Source organism: Rhodococcus sp. LB1 (genome assembly GCF_001583455.1).
Taxonomy (GTDB): Bacteria; Actinomycetota; Actinomycetes; order Mycobacteriales; family Mycobacteriaceae; genus Rhodococcus_F; species Rhodococcus_F opacus.
This window is the reverse complement of record NZ_LTCZ01000436.1, coordinates 83,069-98,093: the sequence shown is the minus strand read 5'-3', so window position 1 is coordinate 98,093 and position 15,025 is coordinate 83,069. Positions and strand designations below refer to the sequence as shown.

Annotated in this window: 17 protein-coding genes and 1 pseudogene; 8 read left to right on the top strand and 10 right to left on the bottom strand. The window is 69.3% G+C overall.

The genetic code is table 11. From position 1 onward, the window contains the following. The first annotated feature begins 45 nt into the window (after nt 1–45). Entirely contained in the window at nt 46–447 is a 402-nt protein-coding gene (locus AZG88_RS46595) for an SdpI family protein (RefSeq protein ID WP_005249154.1), read from the top strand. A 22-nt stretch (nt 448–469) separates the two neighbouring features. Further along, nucleotides 470–1,441, top strand: a complete 972-nt coding sequence (locus tag AZG88_RS46590; RefSeq protein WP_061044778.1) for a DUF1648 domain-containing protein — start codon at nt 470–472, stop codon at nt 1,439–1,441. A gap of 32 nt (nt 1,442–1,473) precedes the next feature. Here AZG88_RS46590 and AZG88_RS46585 read toward each other — a convergent pair whose 3' ends face one another. Further along, a complete protein-coding gene (locus tag AZG88_RS46585) occupies nt 1,474–2,151 on the bottom strand; it encodes a FadR/GntR family transcriptional regulator (protein ID WP_061701403.1) in 678 nt (225 codons plus the stop codon). A 68-nt stretch (nt 2,152–2,219) separates the two neighbouring features. Here AZG88_RS46585 and AZG88_RS46580 point away from each other — a divergent pair, with 68 nt between their 5' ends. Genes AZG88_RS46580 through AZG88_RS46570 form a run of 3 tightly spaced genes read left to right on the top strand, consistent with a single transcriptional unit; the run spans nt 2,220 to nt 5,284 of the window. Then, on the top strand, nt 2,220–3,503 hold the full coding sequence (locus tag AZG88_RS46580; RefSeq protein ID WP_061044780.1) for an MFS transporter: 1,284 nt from the start codon (nt 2,220–2,222) through the stop codon (nt 3,501–3,503). Then, entirely contained in the window at nt 3,500–4,492 is a 993-nt protein-coding gene (locus tag AZG88_RS46575) for a bile acid:sodium symporter family protein (RefSeq protein WP_061044781.1), read from the top strand. Before AZG88_RS46580 ends, AZG88_RS46575 begins: the two co-directional genes overlap by 4 nt. 9 nt (nt 4,493–4,501) lie before the next feature. After that, a complete protein-coding gene (locus AZG88_RS46570) occupies nt 4,502–5,284 on the top strand; it encodes a Mut7-C RNAse domain-containing protein (RefSeq protein ID WP_007301451.1) in 783 nt (260 codons plus the stop codon). On the opposite strand, the gene AZG88_RS46565 is transcribed toward AZG88_RS46570, so the two are convergent. From AZG88_RS46565 to AZG88_RS46555, 3 genes are all read right to left on the bottom strand, one after another. Beyond that, nucleotides 5,272–5,448 (bottom strand): hypothetical protein, encoded by a 177-nt coding sequence (locus AZG88_RS46565; protein WP_005263530.1) that lies wholly within the window; start codon nt 5,446–5,448, stop codon nt 5,272–5,274. The genes AZG88_RS46570 and AZG88_RS46565 overlap by 13 nt on opposite strands. Before the next feature lie 82 nt (nt 5,449–5,530). After that, nucleotides 5,531–6,136: a YqgE/AlgH family protein gene (locus tag AZG88_RS46560; RefSeq protein ID WP_005249144.1), complete on the bottom strand. Its 606-nt coding sequence runs from the start codon at nt 6,134–6,136 to the stop codon at nt 5,531–5,533. Between the two features lie 67 nt (nt 6,137–6,203). After that, entirely contained in the window at nt 6,204–6,899 is a 696-nt protein-coding gene (locus AZG88_RS46555) for a TetR/AcrR family transcriptional regulator (protein ID WP_061044782.1), read from the bottom strand. 145 nt (nt 6,900–7,044) lie between these two features. On the opposite strand from AZG88_RS46555, the gene AZG88_RS46550 reads away from it, so the two are divergent. Further along, complete coding sequence (locus AZG88_RS46550; protein ID WP_061044783.1) at nt 7,045–7,986, top strand: NAD-dependent epimerase/dehydratase family protein; 942 nt, start codon at nt 7,045–7,047, stop codon at nt 7,984–7,986. A gap of 10 nt (nt 7,987–7,996) precedes the next feature. Further along, nucleotides 7,997–9,295, top strand: coding sequence for an MFS transporter (locus AZG88_RS46545; protein ID WP_061044784.1), 1,299 nt, complete (start codon nt 7,997–7,999; stop codon nt 9,293–9,295). A gap of 8 nt (nt 9,296–9,303) precedes the next feature. Here AZG88_RS46545 and AZG88_RS46540 read toward each other — a convergent pair whose 3' ends face one another. Then, nucleotides 9,304–9,714 carry a PaaI family thioesterase gene (locus tag AZG88_RS46540; RefSeq protein WP_009476716.1) on the bottom strand — a complete coding sequence of 137 codons (411 nt, stop codon included), beginning with the start codon at nt 9,712–9,714 and terminating at the stop codon, nt 9,304–9,306. Between the two features lie 161 nt (nt 9,715–9,875). Then, nucleotides 9,876–10,124, bottom strand: a pseudogene (locus AZG88_RS55415) (hypothetical protein); the annotation flags it as partial. Nucleotides 10,125–10,339: 215 nt separating this feature from the next. Here AZG88_RS55415 and AZG88_RS46530 point away from each other — a divergent pair. Beyond that, nucleotides 10,340–11,875 (top strand): DUF4185 domain-containing protein, encoded by a 1,536-nt coding sequence (locus AZG88_RS46530; RefSeq protein WP_061701405.1) that lies wholly within the window; start codon nt 10,340–10,342, stop codon nt 11,873–11,875. Between the two features lie 21 nt (nt 11,876–11,896). Here AZG88_RS46530 and AZG88_RS46525 read toward each other — a convergent pair whose 3' ends face one another. From AZG88_RS46525 to AZG88_RS46510, 4 genes are read right to left on the bottom strand one after another with little or no spacing between them, the layout of a single operon-like run. Beyond that, nucleotides 11,897–12,976, bottom strand: coding sequence for a sulfate/molybdate ABC transporter ATP-binding protein (locus AZG88_RS46525; protein WP_005249137.1), 1,080 nt, complete (start codon nt 12,974–12,976; stop codon nt 11,897–11,899). Continuing rightward, nucleotides 12,973–13,779 carry an ABC transporter permease gene (locus tag AZG88_RS46520; RefSeq protein WP_005249136.1) on the bottom strand — a complete coding sequence of 269 codons (807 nt, stop codon included), beginning with the start codon at nt 13,777–13,779 and terminating at the stop codon, nt 12,973–12,975. The genes AZG88_RS46525 and AZG88_RS46520 overlap by 4 nt, the downstream gene beginning before the upstream one ends. Next, on the bottom strand, nt 13,776–14,585 hold the full coding sequence (gene modA, locus AZG88_RS46515) for a molybdate ABC transporter substrate-binding protein (RefSeq protein WP_061044786.1): 810 nt from the start codon (nt 14,583–14,585) through the stop codon (nt 13,776–13,778). Before modA ends, AZG88_RS46520 begins: the two co-directional genes overlap by 4 nt. Beyond that, a complete protein-coding gene (locus AZG88_RS46510) occupies nt 14,582–14,986 on the bottom strand; it encodes a TOBE domain-containing protein (protein ID WP_005249134.1) in 405 nt (134 codons plus the stop codon). Before AZG88_RS46510 ends, modA begins: the two co-directional genes overlap by 4 nt. Nucleotides 14,987–15,025 lie beyond the last annotated feature (39 nt).

Here is a 15,025-nt window from a genome sequence, read left to right as displayed (position 1 = left end):
CACCCGGGCTCACCTGCGCGTCCGGGTCCGCCGTATCCTGGTCTCGTGTTGATTGCCTCCGTCGTGCTGTTCGTGCTCGCCGTCGCTGTCTCCGGTGTCGCCGTTGCAGGCCTCGCCGAGCGCCTCCCGCGCAACCGGTGGGCGGGTGTCCGCACCCCCGAGACGATGCGCGACGATCAGACGTTTGCGCTGGCCAACAAGGTCGCAGGGCCCACCCTGCTTGCCGCTGCCGGGCTCCTCGTCATCGGCGGAATCGCCGGAATCCTGATCGGCGGAGTCTTCGGAATCGGCGCCGTCCTCGTCAGCGTCGTGGCTGCCGCTCTCACCGCGGCGACGGGCGGATCGCTCGGTGCCCGTGCCGCCGCGGCGGTGCCCGCTGCCGACACCGGCGGGTGCGGCAGTTCCTGCGGTGCGTGCTCGCTGAAGGGCGCCTGCCAGCCGTCCTGATCGGCTGGCGACGGCCCGTCCGGTGAAGTCCTCGCGCGTCGTCGACCCCGCAGGCGCAGTTTTCGGGCTCCTGCTGCCGGTGGTCGCCGCCCTGTGCGGGGTGATCCTCACGAAGGTCTGGGAACCGCGGCTTCCGGCGGAGATCGCCACCCACTGGACCACCACCTCGCCCGACGGCTTCGCCACCCCGATGTCCAGCGCCTGGACGTTTGCCCTGGTGACGGTGCTGTTCGGTGGCGGATGCGCCGCGATCGCCGCCCTGGCCCAGGCGATGCTCATGATGCGTCGCACGATGCTTGTCGTCGGGTTGTCCGTGGTCGGTCTGATCCTGACGGTGCAGGTGGTGCTGCTCTACGTCCAACTCGACGTCACCGACGCCTCGGACACCGAACTTCCGTTGTGGTCGCTCGGCCTCGGCGTCGTGATCGGCGCGGTCGTCGGCCTGCTCGGCGCCACCCTGCTGCGCGACTACCGGCCCCGGGTGTCCGCCACCAGTCCACCGGACCCCCGGTTGCCGCGTGCCGACGACCCGGAGACGGTCGCGGACACGGTCGGTTTCGGCACCGTCGGCTCGCTGGTGTTGCTCCTGCTGATCGGTGTCGCGCCCGCTGTCGCCGTCTGCCTGCTCGTCGACGGGTGGTGGCCCCTCGCGGTGTTCGTCCCGGTCGGGCTGCTGATCGTGAGCCTGCTTCGCTTCCGGGTGATCGTCGATCCGACCGGTATCCGGGTGGTGAACATGGGCATGACCGCCCTGCAGTACGGCGTCGACGAGATCGAGGGCGCCCGCGTCGACGTGATCAAGCCGTTCGACGACTTCGGCGGCTGGGGACTCAAGGTGAAGGGCCGACGGAACTACGGCGTCGTGACGAGGACCGGTCCCGCCGTGATCGTCACGACCGCCTGCGGCGACCGGCTGACCGTCACCAGCGCACGGGCCGAGGACATGGCCGGGGCGCTGAACGCGTTCGCCGACCGGCGGCTCCGCCGCCTGTGAGTGGCCGGGGAGTGCAGGGACTCGTCAACCGCTCACGGGCGGGAGGCCTGGTGCACCGCGTCGAGCACACGGTCGAGGTAGCCGAGGGCGGCCCGGACCGCGGCGTCCTCGTCGCGGGCGGCGATCGCGTCGACGACGGCACGGTGGTCGTCGGTGGTCAGCGACGGGGGGTGGACGCCCTCGGTGAAGTCGTACGTGGCGCGGGTGGGTTCGAGGATGCCGGCGAACAGGTCGGACAGCACCGGATTGTGCGCGGCCTCCACGACCCCGAGGTGGAACGCGAGGTCGGCGTCCGCGAACCGGGACGGCTGATCCGTCGTTCGCTGCCGCTCGTCGAGTAGCGCAGACAGGGACCGCAGATCGTCGTCCGTGCGGCGACCGCATGCCAGGCGGACGGCCTCGGTCTCGAGCGCTCGCCGGACTTCGAAGACGTTCAGCATCTCCGCGACCGCGACCTGCCGCCCGAGCAGCCCGCCGATGTCGGTGCGTGCCCGCACGAACGTTCCGGACCCGCGCCGGATCTCGAGGATGCCCGTCGACGTGAGGGTCTTGATGGCCTCGCGCACGGTGTTGCGCCCGACCCCGAGCAGCGTCATCAGCTCGGGTTCCGTCGGGATGCGCTCGCCCACCGTCCAGTCGGCCTGGGCGATCCGGCCACGCATCCAGTCCAGGGACTGCTGATACGCGGACTCGCGCCGAACCACTGTCATGTACTCATCCTCACACCTCGCCGGCTCGCGACTCACGACCGGCCCGCCTAAACTACGTAGGACGTCCCATGTATTCGGACAGCCTGAGGAGGCGACCCCACACGTCCACGTCAACCGCTCACGCCGACACCGTCCCCACCGTCACCGCCCGCACCACCAGCCGCCACTTCCACGGCCTGAACTACCTCCTCGTCGTGCTGCTCCTCGGCGCCAACATCCCCACTGCGCTGTACTCGCTCTACCGCCACGAGTTCGGATTCACCCCGCTGGTCCAGACGCTGATCTTCGCCGTCTACGTCGCCGGACTGCTTCCCTCGCTGCTGTTCTTCGGCCCGCTGTCCGACGCACTGGGACGCCGCTTCGTGTTGCTGGCCGCCATCTCCTTCAGCCTGCTGGGCGCCGTGGTCCTCGCGTTCGCCGACTCGACCATCTGGCTGTTCTTCGGCCGAGTCGCCCAGGGCATCGCCGTCGGTGCGTGCTCGGCCGCCGGGTCCGCCGCCCTCATCGAGCACGAACCGGCCCGGAACCTCCGCCGCGCGGGTCTCGCCGCCACCCTCACCACCGCGCTCGGTGCGTCGCTGGGTCCGCTGTTCGGCGGGGCCGTCGCGCAGTACCTGCCGCACGCCCTGGTCCTGCCGTACGTGCTGTTCGCGCTGGCACTCCTGCCCGCGCTGATCATGGTGCTGCTGCTGCCCGCACCCACCGGCGGGCAGTCACGACCCACCCAGCTGTTCCAGGTCCCGCACGTCCCCGCACCCATCCGCCAGGTGTTCTGGCTGTCCTCCCTCGGCGTCGCACTGGCGTGGGGCGCCGTCGGCCTGTTCCAGTCGGTGGTCCCGACGTGGATCATCGGCCTGCTCGGCGTGAGCAACCTCGTGGTCGCCGGCGGTGCCGCCGCACTGGTCATGATCTGCTCGGTGACCGCGCAACTCGTGGCCAACCGGCTCGGAACCGTACTCTGCCGAACCCTGGGCATCGGCGCCGTCGGCGCAGGCATGATCGGTTTGCTCGTCGTCGACTTCGTGCCGTCCCTCGCCCTGCTGTGCGTCGTGACCGTCATCGTCGGTGTGGGACACGGACTCTCGTTCGCCGGAGCGATGCGGGCCGTGGGTGCGGCCGCCGCGGAGCACGCCCCCGACGCCCAGGGCGGGACGCTCGCCGCGTTCTTCACCGTCGGCTACGTCGGTCTCGCCGTGCCGTCCATCTGCGCGGGCATCGCCATCACCGTCCAGGGCATGCACGTGGCCATCATCGAACTCGCGATCATCGGTGCCGTCCTGTGCGGCGTCCTCGCGGTGCTGAGCGTCCGCACGAAGAGTCGTGACCACGCCGCTCTACCCTCGACGCAGTGAAATTCCTCAGCCGGTTCCACCTCGACGGGTTCGTCCTCGGCATCGTCGCCGTGGCGATCCTGGGGAGCGTCTTCCCGGTGTCGGGGACCGGTCAGACGGTGCTCGACTGGGCCACCCGGATCGCGATCGGCGTCTTGTTCCTGCTGTACGGAGCGCGGCTGTCGCCGCAGGAGGCGCTGAAGGGGCTGAAACACTGGCGGCTGCATTCCGTCGTGTTCGCCGCGACGTTCGTGCTCTTCCCGCTGATCGGGCTCGCGCTGCGCGCCCTCGTGCCGGGGGTGCTCAGCGAGGACCTGTACACCGGCATCCTGTACCTGTGCCTGGTTCCGTCGACGGTCCAGTCGTCGATCGCGTTCACGTCCATCGCCAAGGGCAACGTGGCCGGGGCGATCGTGAGCGCGTCGTTCTCCAATCTCATCGGTGTGTTCGTGACACCGGCGCTGGTGATCCTGCTGATGACCACCACCGGCGACGCCCACGTCGACTTCTCGTCGATCCTCGACATCGTGCTGCAGCTACTCCTGCCGTTCTTCGTCGGCCAGCTGATCCGGCCGTTCGTCATCGACTGGTTGCAGAAGTACTCCGCGCCCACCCGGATCGTGGACCGCGGCTCGATCTTCCTCGTGGTCTTCTCCGCGTTCAGCGCGAGCATGAACGAGGGAATCTGGCACACCGTGACGGTGTGGCAGGTGTTCGGTGTCGTGCTGGTGTGCTGCGTCGTCCTCGCCGTCGTACTCGCCGTCACGGCCCTGGCCGGTCGGAAGCTGGGATTCTCCGTTCCCGACCGGATAGTCATCGTCTTCTGCGGATCGAAGAAGAGCCTCGCGACCGGTCTGCCGATGGCCTCGGTCCTGTTCGTGGGACAGCCGGTGGGGCTGATCGTGCTGCCGCTGATGATCTTCCACCAGATCCAGCTGATCGTCTGCGCCGCGCTCGCGCAGCAGTATTCGAGGCGCAGCCGCGAGGAGTCGGCCAGTACTGTGGCATGAGGACGTGAAATGCCGATGCCCGAGCCACTTCGTCACTGCGAGTTCCGCTTCTACGAGGAGCTGAACGACTTTCTGCCGCCGGTACGGCGCAAGCACACTTTCGAGCACGAGTTCGACGGCACCCCGTCGGTGAAGGACCGGATCGAGGCGCTGGGCGTCCCGCACACCGAGGTGGATCTGATCCTCGTCGACGAGGTGTCGGTCGATTTCGCCCACCTTCTGCGCGGCGGCGAACGCGTCGCGGTGTACCCGATGTTCGAGCGCCTCGATCTGACCGGAGTCACGAAACTGCGTCCCCGACCGCTGCGCGACCCGACGTTCGTGCTCGACGTGCATCTCGGCCGCCTCGCCCGCTACCTCCGCCTGCTCGGCTTCGACACCCGCTATCGCAACGACTTCGCCGACCCGGAACTGGTGGACATCTCCCTGTCCGAGCATCGCATCGTCCTGACCCGGGACACCGGCCTACTCAAGAGGTCGGCGCTCACCCACGGCGCGTTCCTGCACGAAACGGACCCACGCCGGCAGTTGCGGGAAGTGCTGGACCGCTTCGACCTTCGGTCGCGGATCTCGCCGTTCACCCGGTGCGCGCGATGCAACGGCCTTCTCGCGCCGGTTCCCCGTGCCGAGGCGCTCGCCGAGGCACCACCGGGCGTCGCGGGCAACGAACACGAGTTCAGCCGGTGCCGGGACTGTGCGCAGCTGTACTGGCCGGGCAGCCATCTTCCGAAGCTGCGCCGACGCCTGTCGGAGGTCGGGGTGACGCTCGAGGTGGGTTCTCAGGATGCGTGACGCAGCTGCTCGGCGAACTCCGCCGAGCACACGCAGTCGCCGAATTCGTCGCAGTCGATGATCAGTGCGTGCCGGGCCTCGGACAACTCGACGCACGACTCGTCCGTGCACTCTGCTCCGTAGAGCGTGTGCACGATCAATGTTCCGTGACAGGTGTCGATCACGTGTGCTGTCCTCCTCACTTCGTTCCCCACCTCTGTTGATACCACCGGTCCCCGACAGTCCAGGGACGTGCGCGGGGTGTGTCTAGTTGCGCTCGACGTCGATCGGGTGAGTGGCGAGCAGGGCGAGGGGGAGCGGCTGCCGGCGCAGCACCTGCGCCCACACGTCGACCCGGGCGGGAGCGACCACGTCCGATGCGAGCGCCGAGATGACGATCCAGTCGTCGCGCTGGAGTTCCGAGTCGAGCTGACCGTACGTCCATCCCGAGTAGCCGGCGAAGATCCGGACACCCTCCACGAGCGGGGCGATGACCTCGGGGTCGGAGTCGAGATCCACCATCACCACGCGGCCGTGGACCCGGCGCAGACCCGCGACACCGTCGGGCTGCGCACCGGTGCGCAGTGTCGCCAGGCACAGTGCGGCGTCCCGTTTGACGGGTCCGCCGACGTACAGCGCGGACGGGCGCGCGGCGAGCGGCGCCCACTGTGGCAGCACGTCGTGCACCGCGGTTTCGCTGGGACGGTTGATGACCACGCCGAGGCTGCCGGCGTCGTTGTGCTCGATCACATAGATCACGGTGCGACGGAATGCGGGTTCGACGAGATCTGTGGACGAGACCAACAGGCTGCCGGGCCGGACCACCGGTTCCGTCGACGCCGTTCGATCTTCGGGTTCTTCTGCGTGCGCCACCTGAACATCATCCCACCGCGGCGGACGCGATGTGACGGAGGACGCGACCTGCGTCCGGTTCGCCGCTTTACGTCGCCGGCAGCCCCGCAGTCTCGGCCAGGACCGCGAGGTGGTGCTCGAACAGTGCCCCCGGTGTGGTGAACGTGTCGGCGCCGTACTGCCCGAACACCTCGAAGTTGACCGCCCCGAACAGCGCCGACCAGACCAGGACGCCGCGGGCGAGCAGATGGTCGGGGGTGGTGAGTCCGAGTTCGGCGCGGATGCGGTCGAGGTCTGCCGCGAGCTCGTCGTCGATGGGCGCCGCGGCGGCCGCCTCGAGCTTGCCCGCCCGGAACGCATTGTCGAAGATCCCGACGAGTGCGTAGATCACTCGTGTCCCCGGAGTCGTGGTCTGCTCGCCGGGCGCCTGGTAGCCGGGAACCGGACTGCCGAACAGCAATCCGTAGCGGGCGGGCTCACGCAGCGCCCACTCGCGCACCGCACGGCCGAGCGCCAGGAACTGTTCCCGCGGTTCGGCGGCGGACGCCACGGCCGCCTCCGCGGCGTCGCCGAGTTCGTTGTATCCGTCGACGACGAGCAGCGTCAGCAGTTCGTCGCGGCTCTTGACGTACCGGTAGACGGCGGACGACACGACGCCGAGGTCGCGTGCGACGGCCCGTAGCGACAGGGCGGCGGCGCCGACCGCGGCCAGCTGTTCGCGTCCGATCCTCGTGATGTCCTGCAACGTCTGCTCGCGGGCGCGCTCTCGTGGTGTTCCTGGCATGGGGTCCAGCGTGGCAATTTCAGAGAGCGGTGTCAACAAACGAGAGCACTGCTCTTGACAATGCGGCCGAGGGGGAGCATTCTCGAATCAGACAGAGAGCAGTGCTCTCGAATCGCCGAAATCGACTCACACAGCAGGAGCGGACATGTCGAACATCGAGATCGTCACCGGAGCAGGACCCGTCGGCTGGACCGTCGCCCTGCAGCTCGCCGAACAGGGCCGGCACGTGCGGGTCCTCACCCGCTCGGGCAGCGGCCCGGACCATCCCCTGATCGAGCGGCGGAAGGTCGACGTCTCCGACGCCGACGCGCTGCGTGAGGCATTCGACGGAGCAGTCGCCGTCTACCACTGCATCCACGCCGCCTACAGCGCCGACGCGTGGGAGCGCGAACTCCCCGCCGCCGAGCAGACCGTGCTCGAGGCCGCGGGCCACGTGGGCGCCGTCGTCGTGTTCCCCGAGAGCCTCTACTCGTACGACACGTCGCAGCAGCCGATGACCGAGCACACCCCGCGGTCGGCCGACTCGGGTAAGCGCGGCGTCCGGACCCGGTTGCTGAAGGCCCGCGCCGAGTCCTCGACCCCCACCGTGAGCGTCGTCGCGTCCGACTTCTTCGGACCGCAGGTGCTGAACGCGCACGCCGGCGAGCGCATGGTGCCCGTCGTCCTCGCGGGCAAGACGATGCGCGTCCTCGGTTCCGCCGACCTGCCCCACTCGTTCACGTACGTTCCCGACTTCGCGGCCGCGATGATCGTCGCCGCCCACGACCCCGCGCTGTGGAACTCGGTGCTGCACGCACCGACGGTCCCGGCCGTCACCCAGCGGCAGATGGTCGAGGCCTACGCGAAGGCCGCCGGGGTTCCGGTCCCGAAAGTGGGCACCCTGCCCGGCTGGGTGATCCGCGGCGGCGGGCTCGTGCACCAAGGGAGCCGCGAGCTGGCCGAGATGCTGTACCAGTTCGAGGAGCCGTTCGTGATGGACTCGTCCGAGAGCGAGGCCCGGCTCGGACTGGCCCCGACACCGCTGGACCGGGCCGCCGAGGAGACCGTCCGGTGGTGGCAGGACAGGTCGGTCGCGGCCGCCGGATAGGGTCCTGTGAATGGCGAAACAGCTCGGCGACCGGCGCGAGGCGTGGCGCAGAACGGCGTACACCCTCCGGCGGTCGCCCGGGCTGGCCCGTCTCGCGACGGTGCGATTCGCCAGTCAGCTGGGCGACGGCATGTTCCAGACCGCGCTCGGCGGCGCGATTCTGTTCAACCCGGAGCGCGCAACCGATCCCGTCACGATCGCCGCCGGTTTCGCGGTACTGCTGCTCCCGTACTCGGTGATCGGACCGTACGCGGGTGCGCTCCTCGACCGCTGGGACCGTCGCGCCGTGCTGCTGTGGGCGAATGTTATGCGCGGACTGCTGATTCTGGTGACGGCCGTATTGCTGGAGACCGGGACCGGTGAGTCCGCGCTCCTCCTCCTCGCCCTTGCCGCCATCGGCGTGAGCCGGTTCGTTCTCGCGGGAGTCTCGGCGGCGCTGCCGCGAGTGGTGCACCGGTCCTGGCTCGTGGCCACCAATTCGGTGCTCGCCACCGCGGGCTCCGTCGTCGCCGCACTCGGCGCCGCGACATCGGTCGCCATCATCTCCCTCGTGGGCGCCGGCGACCGCGGCTCGGGAATGGCCGTCGCGGCAGCCGCCTGCGGTTCGGCGGTGGCCGCGTTCGCGGCGTCGCGCTTCCACCATCGGCTCCTCGGTCCGCACGCCGACGAGAAGCCCGCATACGGGGCGGTCCGCGCCGTCGCCGCCGGACTGCGCAACGGAGCGGTCGCCGTGTGGCAGTCACCGGGCGTCACGACCGCGATGATCGGAATAGGCACGCACCGGATCGTTTTCGGTGTCAACACGCTGATCATGGTTCTGGTGCTTCGCGACACCGCCACCGTCAGCGCCCTGCCGGGAGGTCTGGCCGGGTTCGGTGTCGCGGTCGGCGCCACCGCCACGGGCATGCTGCTGGCGGCGATCTCGACACCGTTCCTGATTCCGCGCGTCGGACGGTCCCGCACCATCGTCGGCGGCCTGATCCTCGCCCTCGTCGTGCAGTGCACACTCGTCGCGACGCTCACGCAGGCGTCGCTGCTGTGCGGCGCGCTCCTCCTCGGATTCGCCGGGCAGTCCATCAAACTCACCGGAGACGCGGCGATGCAGATCGAGATCGAGGACGACCGCCGGGGACAGGTGTTCGCGCTGCAGGACACGGTGTTCAACGTGGCCTTCATCGCGTCGATCGCCGCGGCCTCCCTCGTGATCGCCCCCGACGGCCGATCACTCGGACTGGTACTCGCGGGTGGCGCGGCCTACGGCCTCGGACTGCTCGGCGTCCTGCTCAACTCCCGGCGCGAACCTGCCTGAGAACCGGGCTATTTCGACCCCGGCATGGGCACGTTCTGCAGTCGGACCTGACCGCGTGCCACCTCCTTGCCGGTGTCGGTCGCGGTGATCACCACCGACCACAACTGTTGCACCCGGCCCTGCTGGATGGGCACCGCGACCACGTCGACCCGCCCCTCGGTGCGGGCCCGCAGGAAGTCGGTGCCGTTGTGCACGCCCACCGCGAACTCACCACGGTCGGCGACGGCGGTACTCGCACCGATGCTCGCGGCCGATTCGACCGCCGTCGTGTAGACGCCGCCGTGGACCACGCCCCACGGTGTGTGGTGGTCGGCGGACAGGTCGATGTGGCCGACGACCTTCGTCCCCGACACCTCGTCGAGTTCCAGGCCGGCAGCGGCGACGAAGGCGCTCGCCGCCTCCCGCGTCAGATCGGTCATGGTGGCTTCTCCTCGAACACTCGGTCAGTTTGAAATCCCAACCCACCTTGCCCCGCTTCGGCCCTGACGTCAATGGCTTCAGCACTGCCGATCACCGGATCGGGGCGCCACGTATGCACCGCCGCGATCACCGGTGGCTCGGCCATCGTCATCTCGACATTCCACGTCCCGTTGCCGGACGGGTCGGTGAAGTAGCGGGCCTCGTCGTCGGCGTCGTAGTCGAGCACCGACCGATCGGCCACGCCGTCGCCGTCCGAATCCCACATCGCGTCGTCGAGGAGGCCGTCGCCGTCGAAATCCAAGCGCACGGCGTCGACACCGCCGGACGACCCCAAGTCGAGATCGGCGGGTGACGTCCACGCCGTCGGGGCGTCGGCACCGGTTCCGAACGAATACTCGAGAGGATCCATATGAAGGTATGACGCAGCGGAATCGGATCCGGTTCCACCCGCACCCGAAGAAATTTCCCTCTGCGACAGTGAGACCGCACTGTGACCGGACGGGCCGGGCTCGTGCACTGAGGATGCCGTCGCCGGGTGTTATCTTCAACCCGAACGTGCAGGTCGGTCCACCATCACTCCGACCACCGATCTGGAGGGGTCCCGTGGTCGAGAAGTCATGGTCTGTGGCCGGAGTGCCGCTGTGCGTCGCCGCCGTCGTGGCCGCGACGATCGGCTTCACCGCTGCCCCCGCCGCGGCCGAGACCACTCCGTGGCTGCCCGTGAACGCGTGCGGCGAGACCGGATTCAACCCGGCGAAGGAACCGCCGAGTCCGGGCGGCGGCCCACTGCTTCCGCCCATTCCCCCGACCGTGAGCATCCCGATCCCGTACCCCGACTTCGTGCCGGTGCCGGTCCCCGGACCGACCGCCGACCAGACGCGCGTCGCCCAGGACCTTCCCGCCGACCCGTGCGCGGACCCGTGCCCCGACCTCACCGATCCGGTCGACGAGCCGGAGGCCGAGCCCGGTTCCTCCGGTTCCGCAGGCTCTTCCGGCTCTGCGGGGTCGTCGGGTTCGTCCGGCTCGAGTGCGCTGCCCATCCCGAAGATCTCCATCGATCCGCGTCCCGAAACCATTCCCATCCCCGTTCCCGGCGGCCCCGGACCCGAACCGCAGCCGGCGCCGCCCGTCCAGATCAACCCTGCCGAACGGGGTTCCGTCACCGCACCCGTGACGAAGCCGGAGGTCGGCGACGTCCGGCTGGTGTCGCAACTGACGGGCCGCGGTTCGGAAAACCGCACGGACAAGCGCTGGCAGGTCGACGGCACCGACCTCGGCATCACCTGGGAGACGAAGCCCGGCGAGGTCGCGATCGCGTTCGGCGACACGTTCGGCAAGGACTGGGCTCCGCCCGGCGCCTTCGGCGAGGACTGGCGGAGCAACGTTCTCGGCCACAGCACCGACACCGACCTGTCCGACGGCATGACCATCGACAGCATGGTCCAGGACAGCCGGTGCCATGCCGCCGAGATCATCGACAGCAGGCACATCAACAACTTCGAGACCACCACCATCCCCACGTCGGGGTTCGCGATCGGTGACCGTCAGTACCTCAGCTACATGTCGGTGAAGCGCTGGAGCATGGTCCCCGGCATGTGGTACACGAACTACGGCGGTATCGCCTACTCCGACGACAACGGGCAGACCTGGACCAAGGATCAGCACGCCAAGTGGGACAACATCTTCGGCGCCCGATTCCAGGTGTCCGCGATGGTGCCGCAGGGCGACTACGTGTACATGTTCGGCACCCCCAACGGGCGGATCGGCACGATCGGCCTGGCCCGGGTTCCGGTCGATCAGGTCCTCAACACCACGTCGTACCAGTACTGGTCGGACGGCACGTGGACCCCCGTGTCCCAGCACCTCGCGACCCCCATCGTCGGTGGGGTGGCCAGCGAACTGTCCGTCCGCTACGACGCGGCCGCGGGCACCTGGCTGATGAGCTACCTCGAGCCCGTCGGCGGCTCGATCATCCTGCGGCAGTCGTCGAGCCCACAGGGTGTGTGGTCGGCCGGCGCGACGCTCGTCGACACGGCCGACTACCCGATGGCGTACGGCGGCTTCATGCATCCGTGGTCGACGGACAAGGATCTGTATTTCACGCTCTCGGAGTGGGACAGCTACAACGTCTACCTGATGCACGCGTCCCTGCACCCGTGAGTACTTGTCAACCGCCCGCGGTTAACAAGTACGCACGGCATGGAGGGCGACCTCGGTGGCCTTGACGACGAAGAACACGTCCAGGCCCGGCACCAGATCGAGTTCCGCGACGGACGCCGCAGTCACGTCGGCGCTGAGTTCGAACCGGCCTCCGGCTTCGGCGGCCCGAACCCGGACCGTCGGCCCACGCACCTCGATCTCCGAGATGGACACCCGGAAGACGTTGCGCGGACTGCCTTCCGGTGAACGCCGGTGGACGGCGACCGAATGGGGGGCGAACACAGCGACCGCCGGCGCGCCCGGCACGAAATCCGCGTCGGGCAGACCGTGCAGCCGAACACCGGTCTCGGTTTCGAAGCCGTCCTGCGCCCCGAACACGGGAACCAGGTTGAGCCCGGCGATCCGCGCGGCGAACGCGCTGCGGGGGCGTGTCAGCACGTCTCGCACGGAACCGAATTCGACCACCTGGCCGCCCTCGACGACGATCACGCGGTCGGCCAGCGCCAGCGCGTCGAGGACGTCGTGGGTGACCACGACCGCGGTCCGGTTCCCTTCCCGCAGCACCCGCCGGAGCAGCACGCGCAACGCGGGCGCCGCGGCCACGTCGAGGGCTGACATGGGTTCGTCGAGCAGGAGGGCCTGGGGCTCGGCCGCAAGGGCCCGGGCCACCGCGACCCGCTGCGCCTGCCCCCCGGACAGCTCGTGCGGACGGCGGTCGGCGAACTGCGTCGCATCCACTGCGTCCAGCCACTTCTCGGCGATCGCCCGCGCCTCCCGACGTCCGCGGCCGGCACTGCGCGGGGCGAACGCCACGTTGGCGGCCACCGTCAGATGCGGGAACAACAGCGCCTGCTGTGCGAGCAGCGCGATCCCGCGCCGGTGCGGGGGCACTGCGACGCCCCGGGTGGTGTCGGTGAGCACGCGACCGTTCAGTTCGACGCGTCCGACATCGGGGCGAACCAGGCCGGCGACCACCGAGAGCGCCGTCGACTTGCCGGCACCGTTCGGTCCGAGCACCGCCAGCACCTCACCCTCGCCGAGGTCGAACCCCACGTCGACGCCACGCGCATCCACCCGCGCCTCGACGCTCAGGCCGGTCACAGCGCGGCCCTCGACGCCCAGCCCCGCGAACCCACCACGATGAGCACCGCGACCACGACGAGCACCAGCGACAACGCCACGGCCGCATCGGCATCCGTCTCACGCTGCAGGTAGATCTCGAGCGGCAGGGTTCGGGTGACGCCCTGCAGACTGCCCGCGAACGTCAGTGTGGCCCCGAACTCGCCGAGCGCCCGGGCGAACGACAGCACCGCCCCGGACACCAGCCCGGGCAGCACCAGCGGAAGTGTCACCCGCCGGAAGACGGTGGTGGGGCTCGCACCGAGCGTCGCGGCGGCGTGCTCGTACCGGCTGCCTGCGGTGCGGAGCGAACCCTCGAGGCTCACCACGAGGAACGGCAGCGCGACGAACGTCTGCGCGAGCACCACGGCCGTGGTGGTAAACGCGATGTGGATGCCCGCGACCTCCAGGTGCTGCCCGATCAGGCCCTTCCGGCCGAACGTGTACAGCAGGGCGATACCCCCGACCACCGGCGGAAGCACCAGCGGCAGGAGCACCAGCGACCGCAGCACGTGCAGGCCACGAAAACTGCTGCGCGACAGCACGGCCGCCATCGGAACCCCCAGCAGGACGCACAGTACGGTGCTCAGGGCGGCGGTCCGCAGGCTCAGTTCCAGTGCCGCGAGCGAGGATTCCGACGTGACCAGCTGGAAGAATCGCGACCACTCGACGCTCGCCAGCATCGCGAACAGCGGCAGGACGACGAACAGTCCGCCCAGGGCTGCCGGGACGAAGATCCAGCCCGGAAGCCCGGACGGGACTCTTACGCGCGCCGCCCGGATCACGGCTGGGCGAATCCTGCCTTTGCCAGCACTGCCTGACCGTCGGGTCCCGTGACGAGGTCGACGAAGCCCTGCGCCGCGTCCGGTGCCTTCGAAGCGGACAGCGTCGCAATGGGATAGGTGTTCACTGCCTGCGCGGCCTCGGGGAACGCCACGACCGTCACCTTGTCACCCGCGCTCGCCGCGTCCGTGACGTATACGAGGCCGGCGTCGGCCTGACCGGCCGTCACCTTGTTCAGCACGTCGGTGACCGACGACTCCTCGCTGACCGGGGTGAGGTCGACACCCGAAGCGGTCTCGACCTTCTGCGTCGCGGAACCGCACGGAACCTGCGGGGCACACGTGACCACCAGCGTCCCCTCACGGTTCAGATCCGCGAAGGACGTGATGCCCTTGGGGTTTCCGGGTGCCGTGACGATGGTCAGCGTGTTGGTGGCGAAGTCGACGGGACTGCCCGCGACGAGCCCGGCGTCGACCACCTTCGTCATGTTGTTGGTGTCGGCGGACGCGAACACGTCGGCGGACGCGCCCTGGTCGAGTTGAGCGGCGAGGTCGGAGGAACCGGCGAAGCTGAACTCGACGTGGGATCCGGGGTTCGCGGTCTCGTACATCTGGCCGAGTTCCGTGAACGTGCCCTTCAGCGACGCCGCCGCGAACACCGTGATGTCGCCACCCGACGCGGACGCGGACGTCGACTCGGCGGAACCCGAGGCGCCGCTGTCGTCGTTCGAACCGCAGCCGGTCAGAAGACCGAGACCGAGCGCGGCCGCAGCAGCCACCGTCGTGGCCCGGCGCCAGGACATCTTCATGTAACTCCTCCAGGTGTTTCGACGATCACCGTGGTCGACTTGACGACGGCTACCGCGACCTTGCCGGGCTCGAGCCCGAGGTCGCGGACGGCTTCACTGCTCATCAGGGAAACGACGCGGAAAGGGCCGCACTGCATCTCGACCTGGGCCATCACCTTGTCCATCACCACCGCGGTCACGATGCCGGTGAATCGGTTGCGCGCCGAGGACTCCGATCCGAGCAGATCGGGTGACTTCGACGCGTTGGCGCGCGCGAACTCGGCGAGCGCGGGGCCGTCGACGACCTTGCGGCCCGACTCGTCCTTCTCCGCCGCGAGGCTGCCGTTGTCGATCCACCGCCGGACCGTGTCGTCGCTGACGCCGAGCAGTTCCGCGGCCTGTCGTATCCGGATACCCGTCATCCGAGAATTGTCCGCGCATGCGTCATGACCGACATCCTA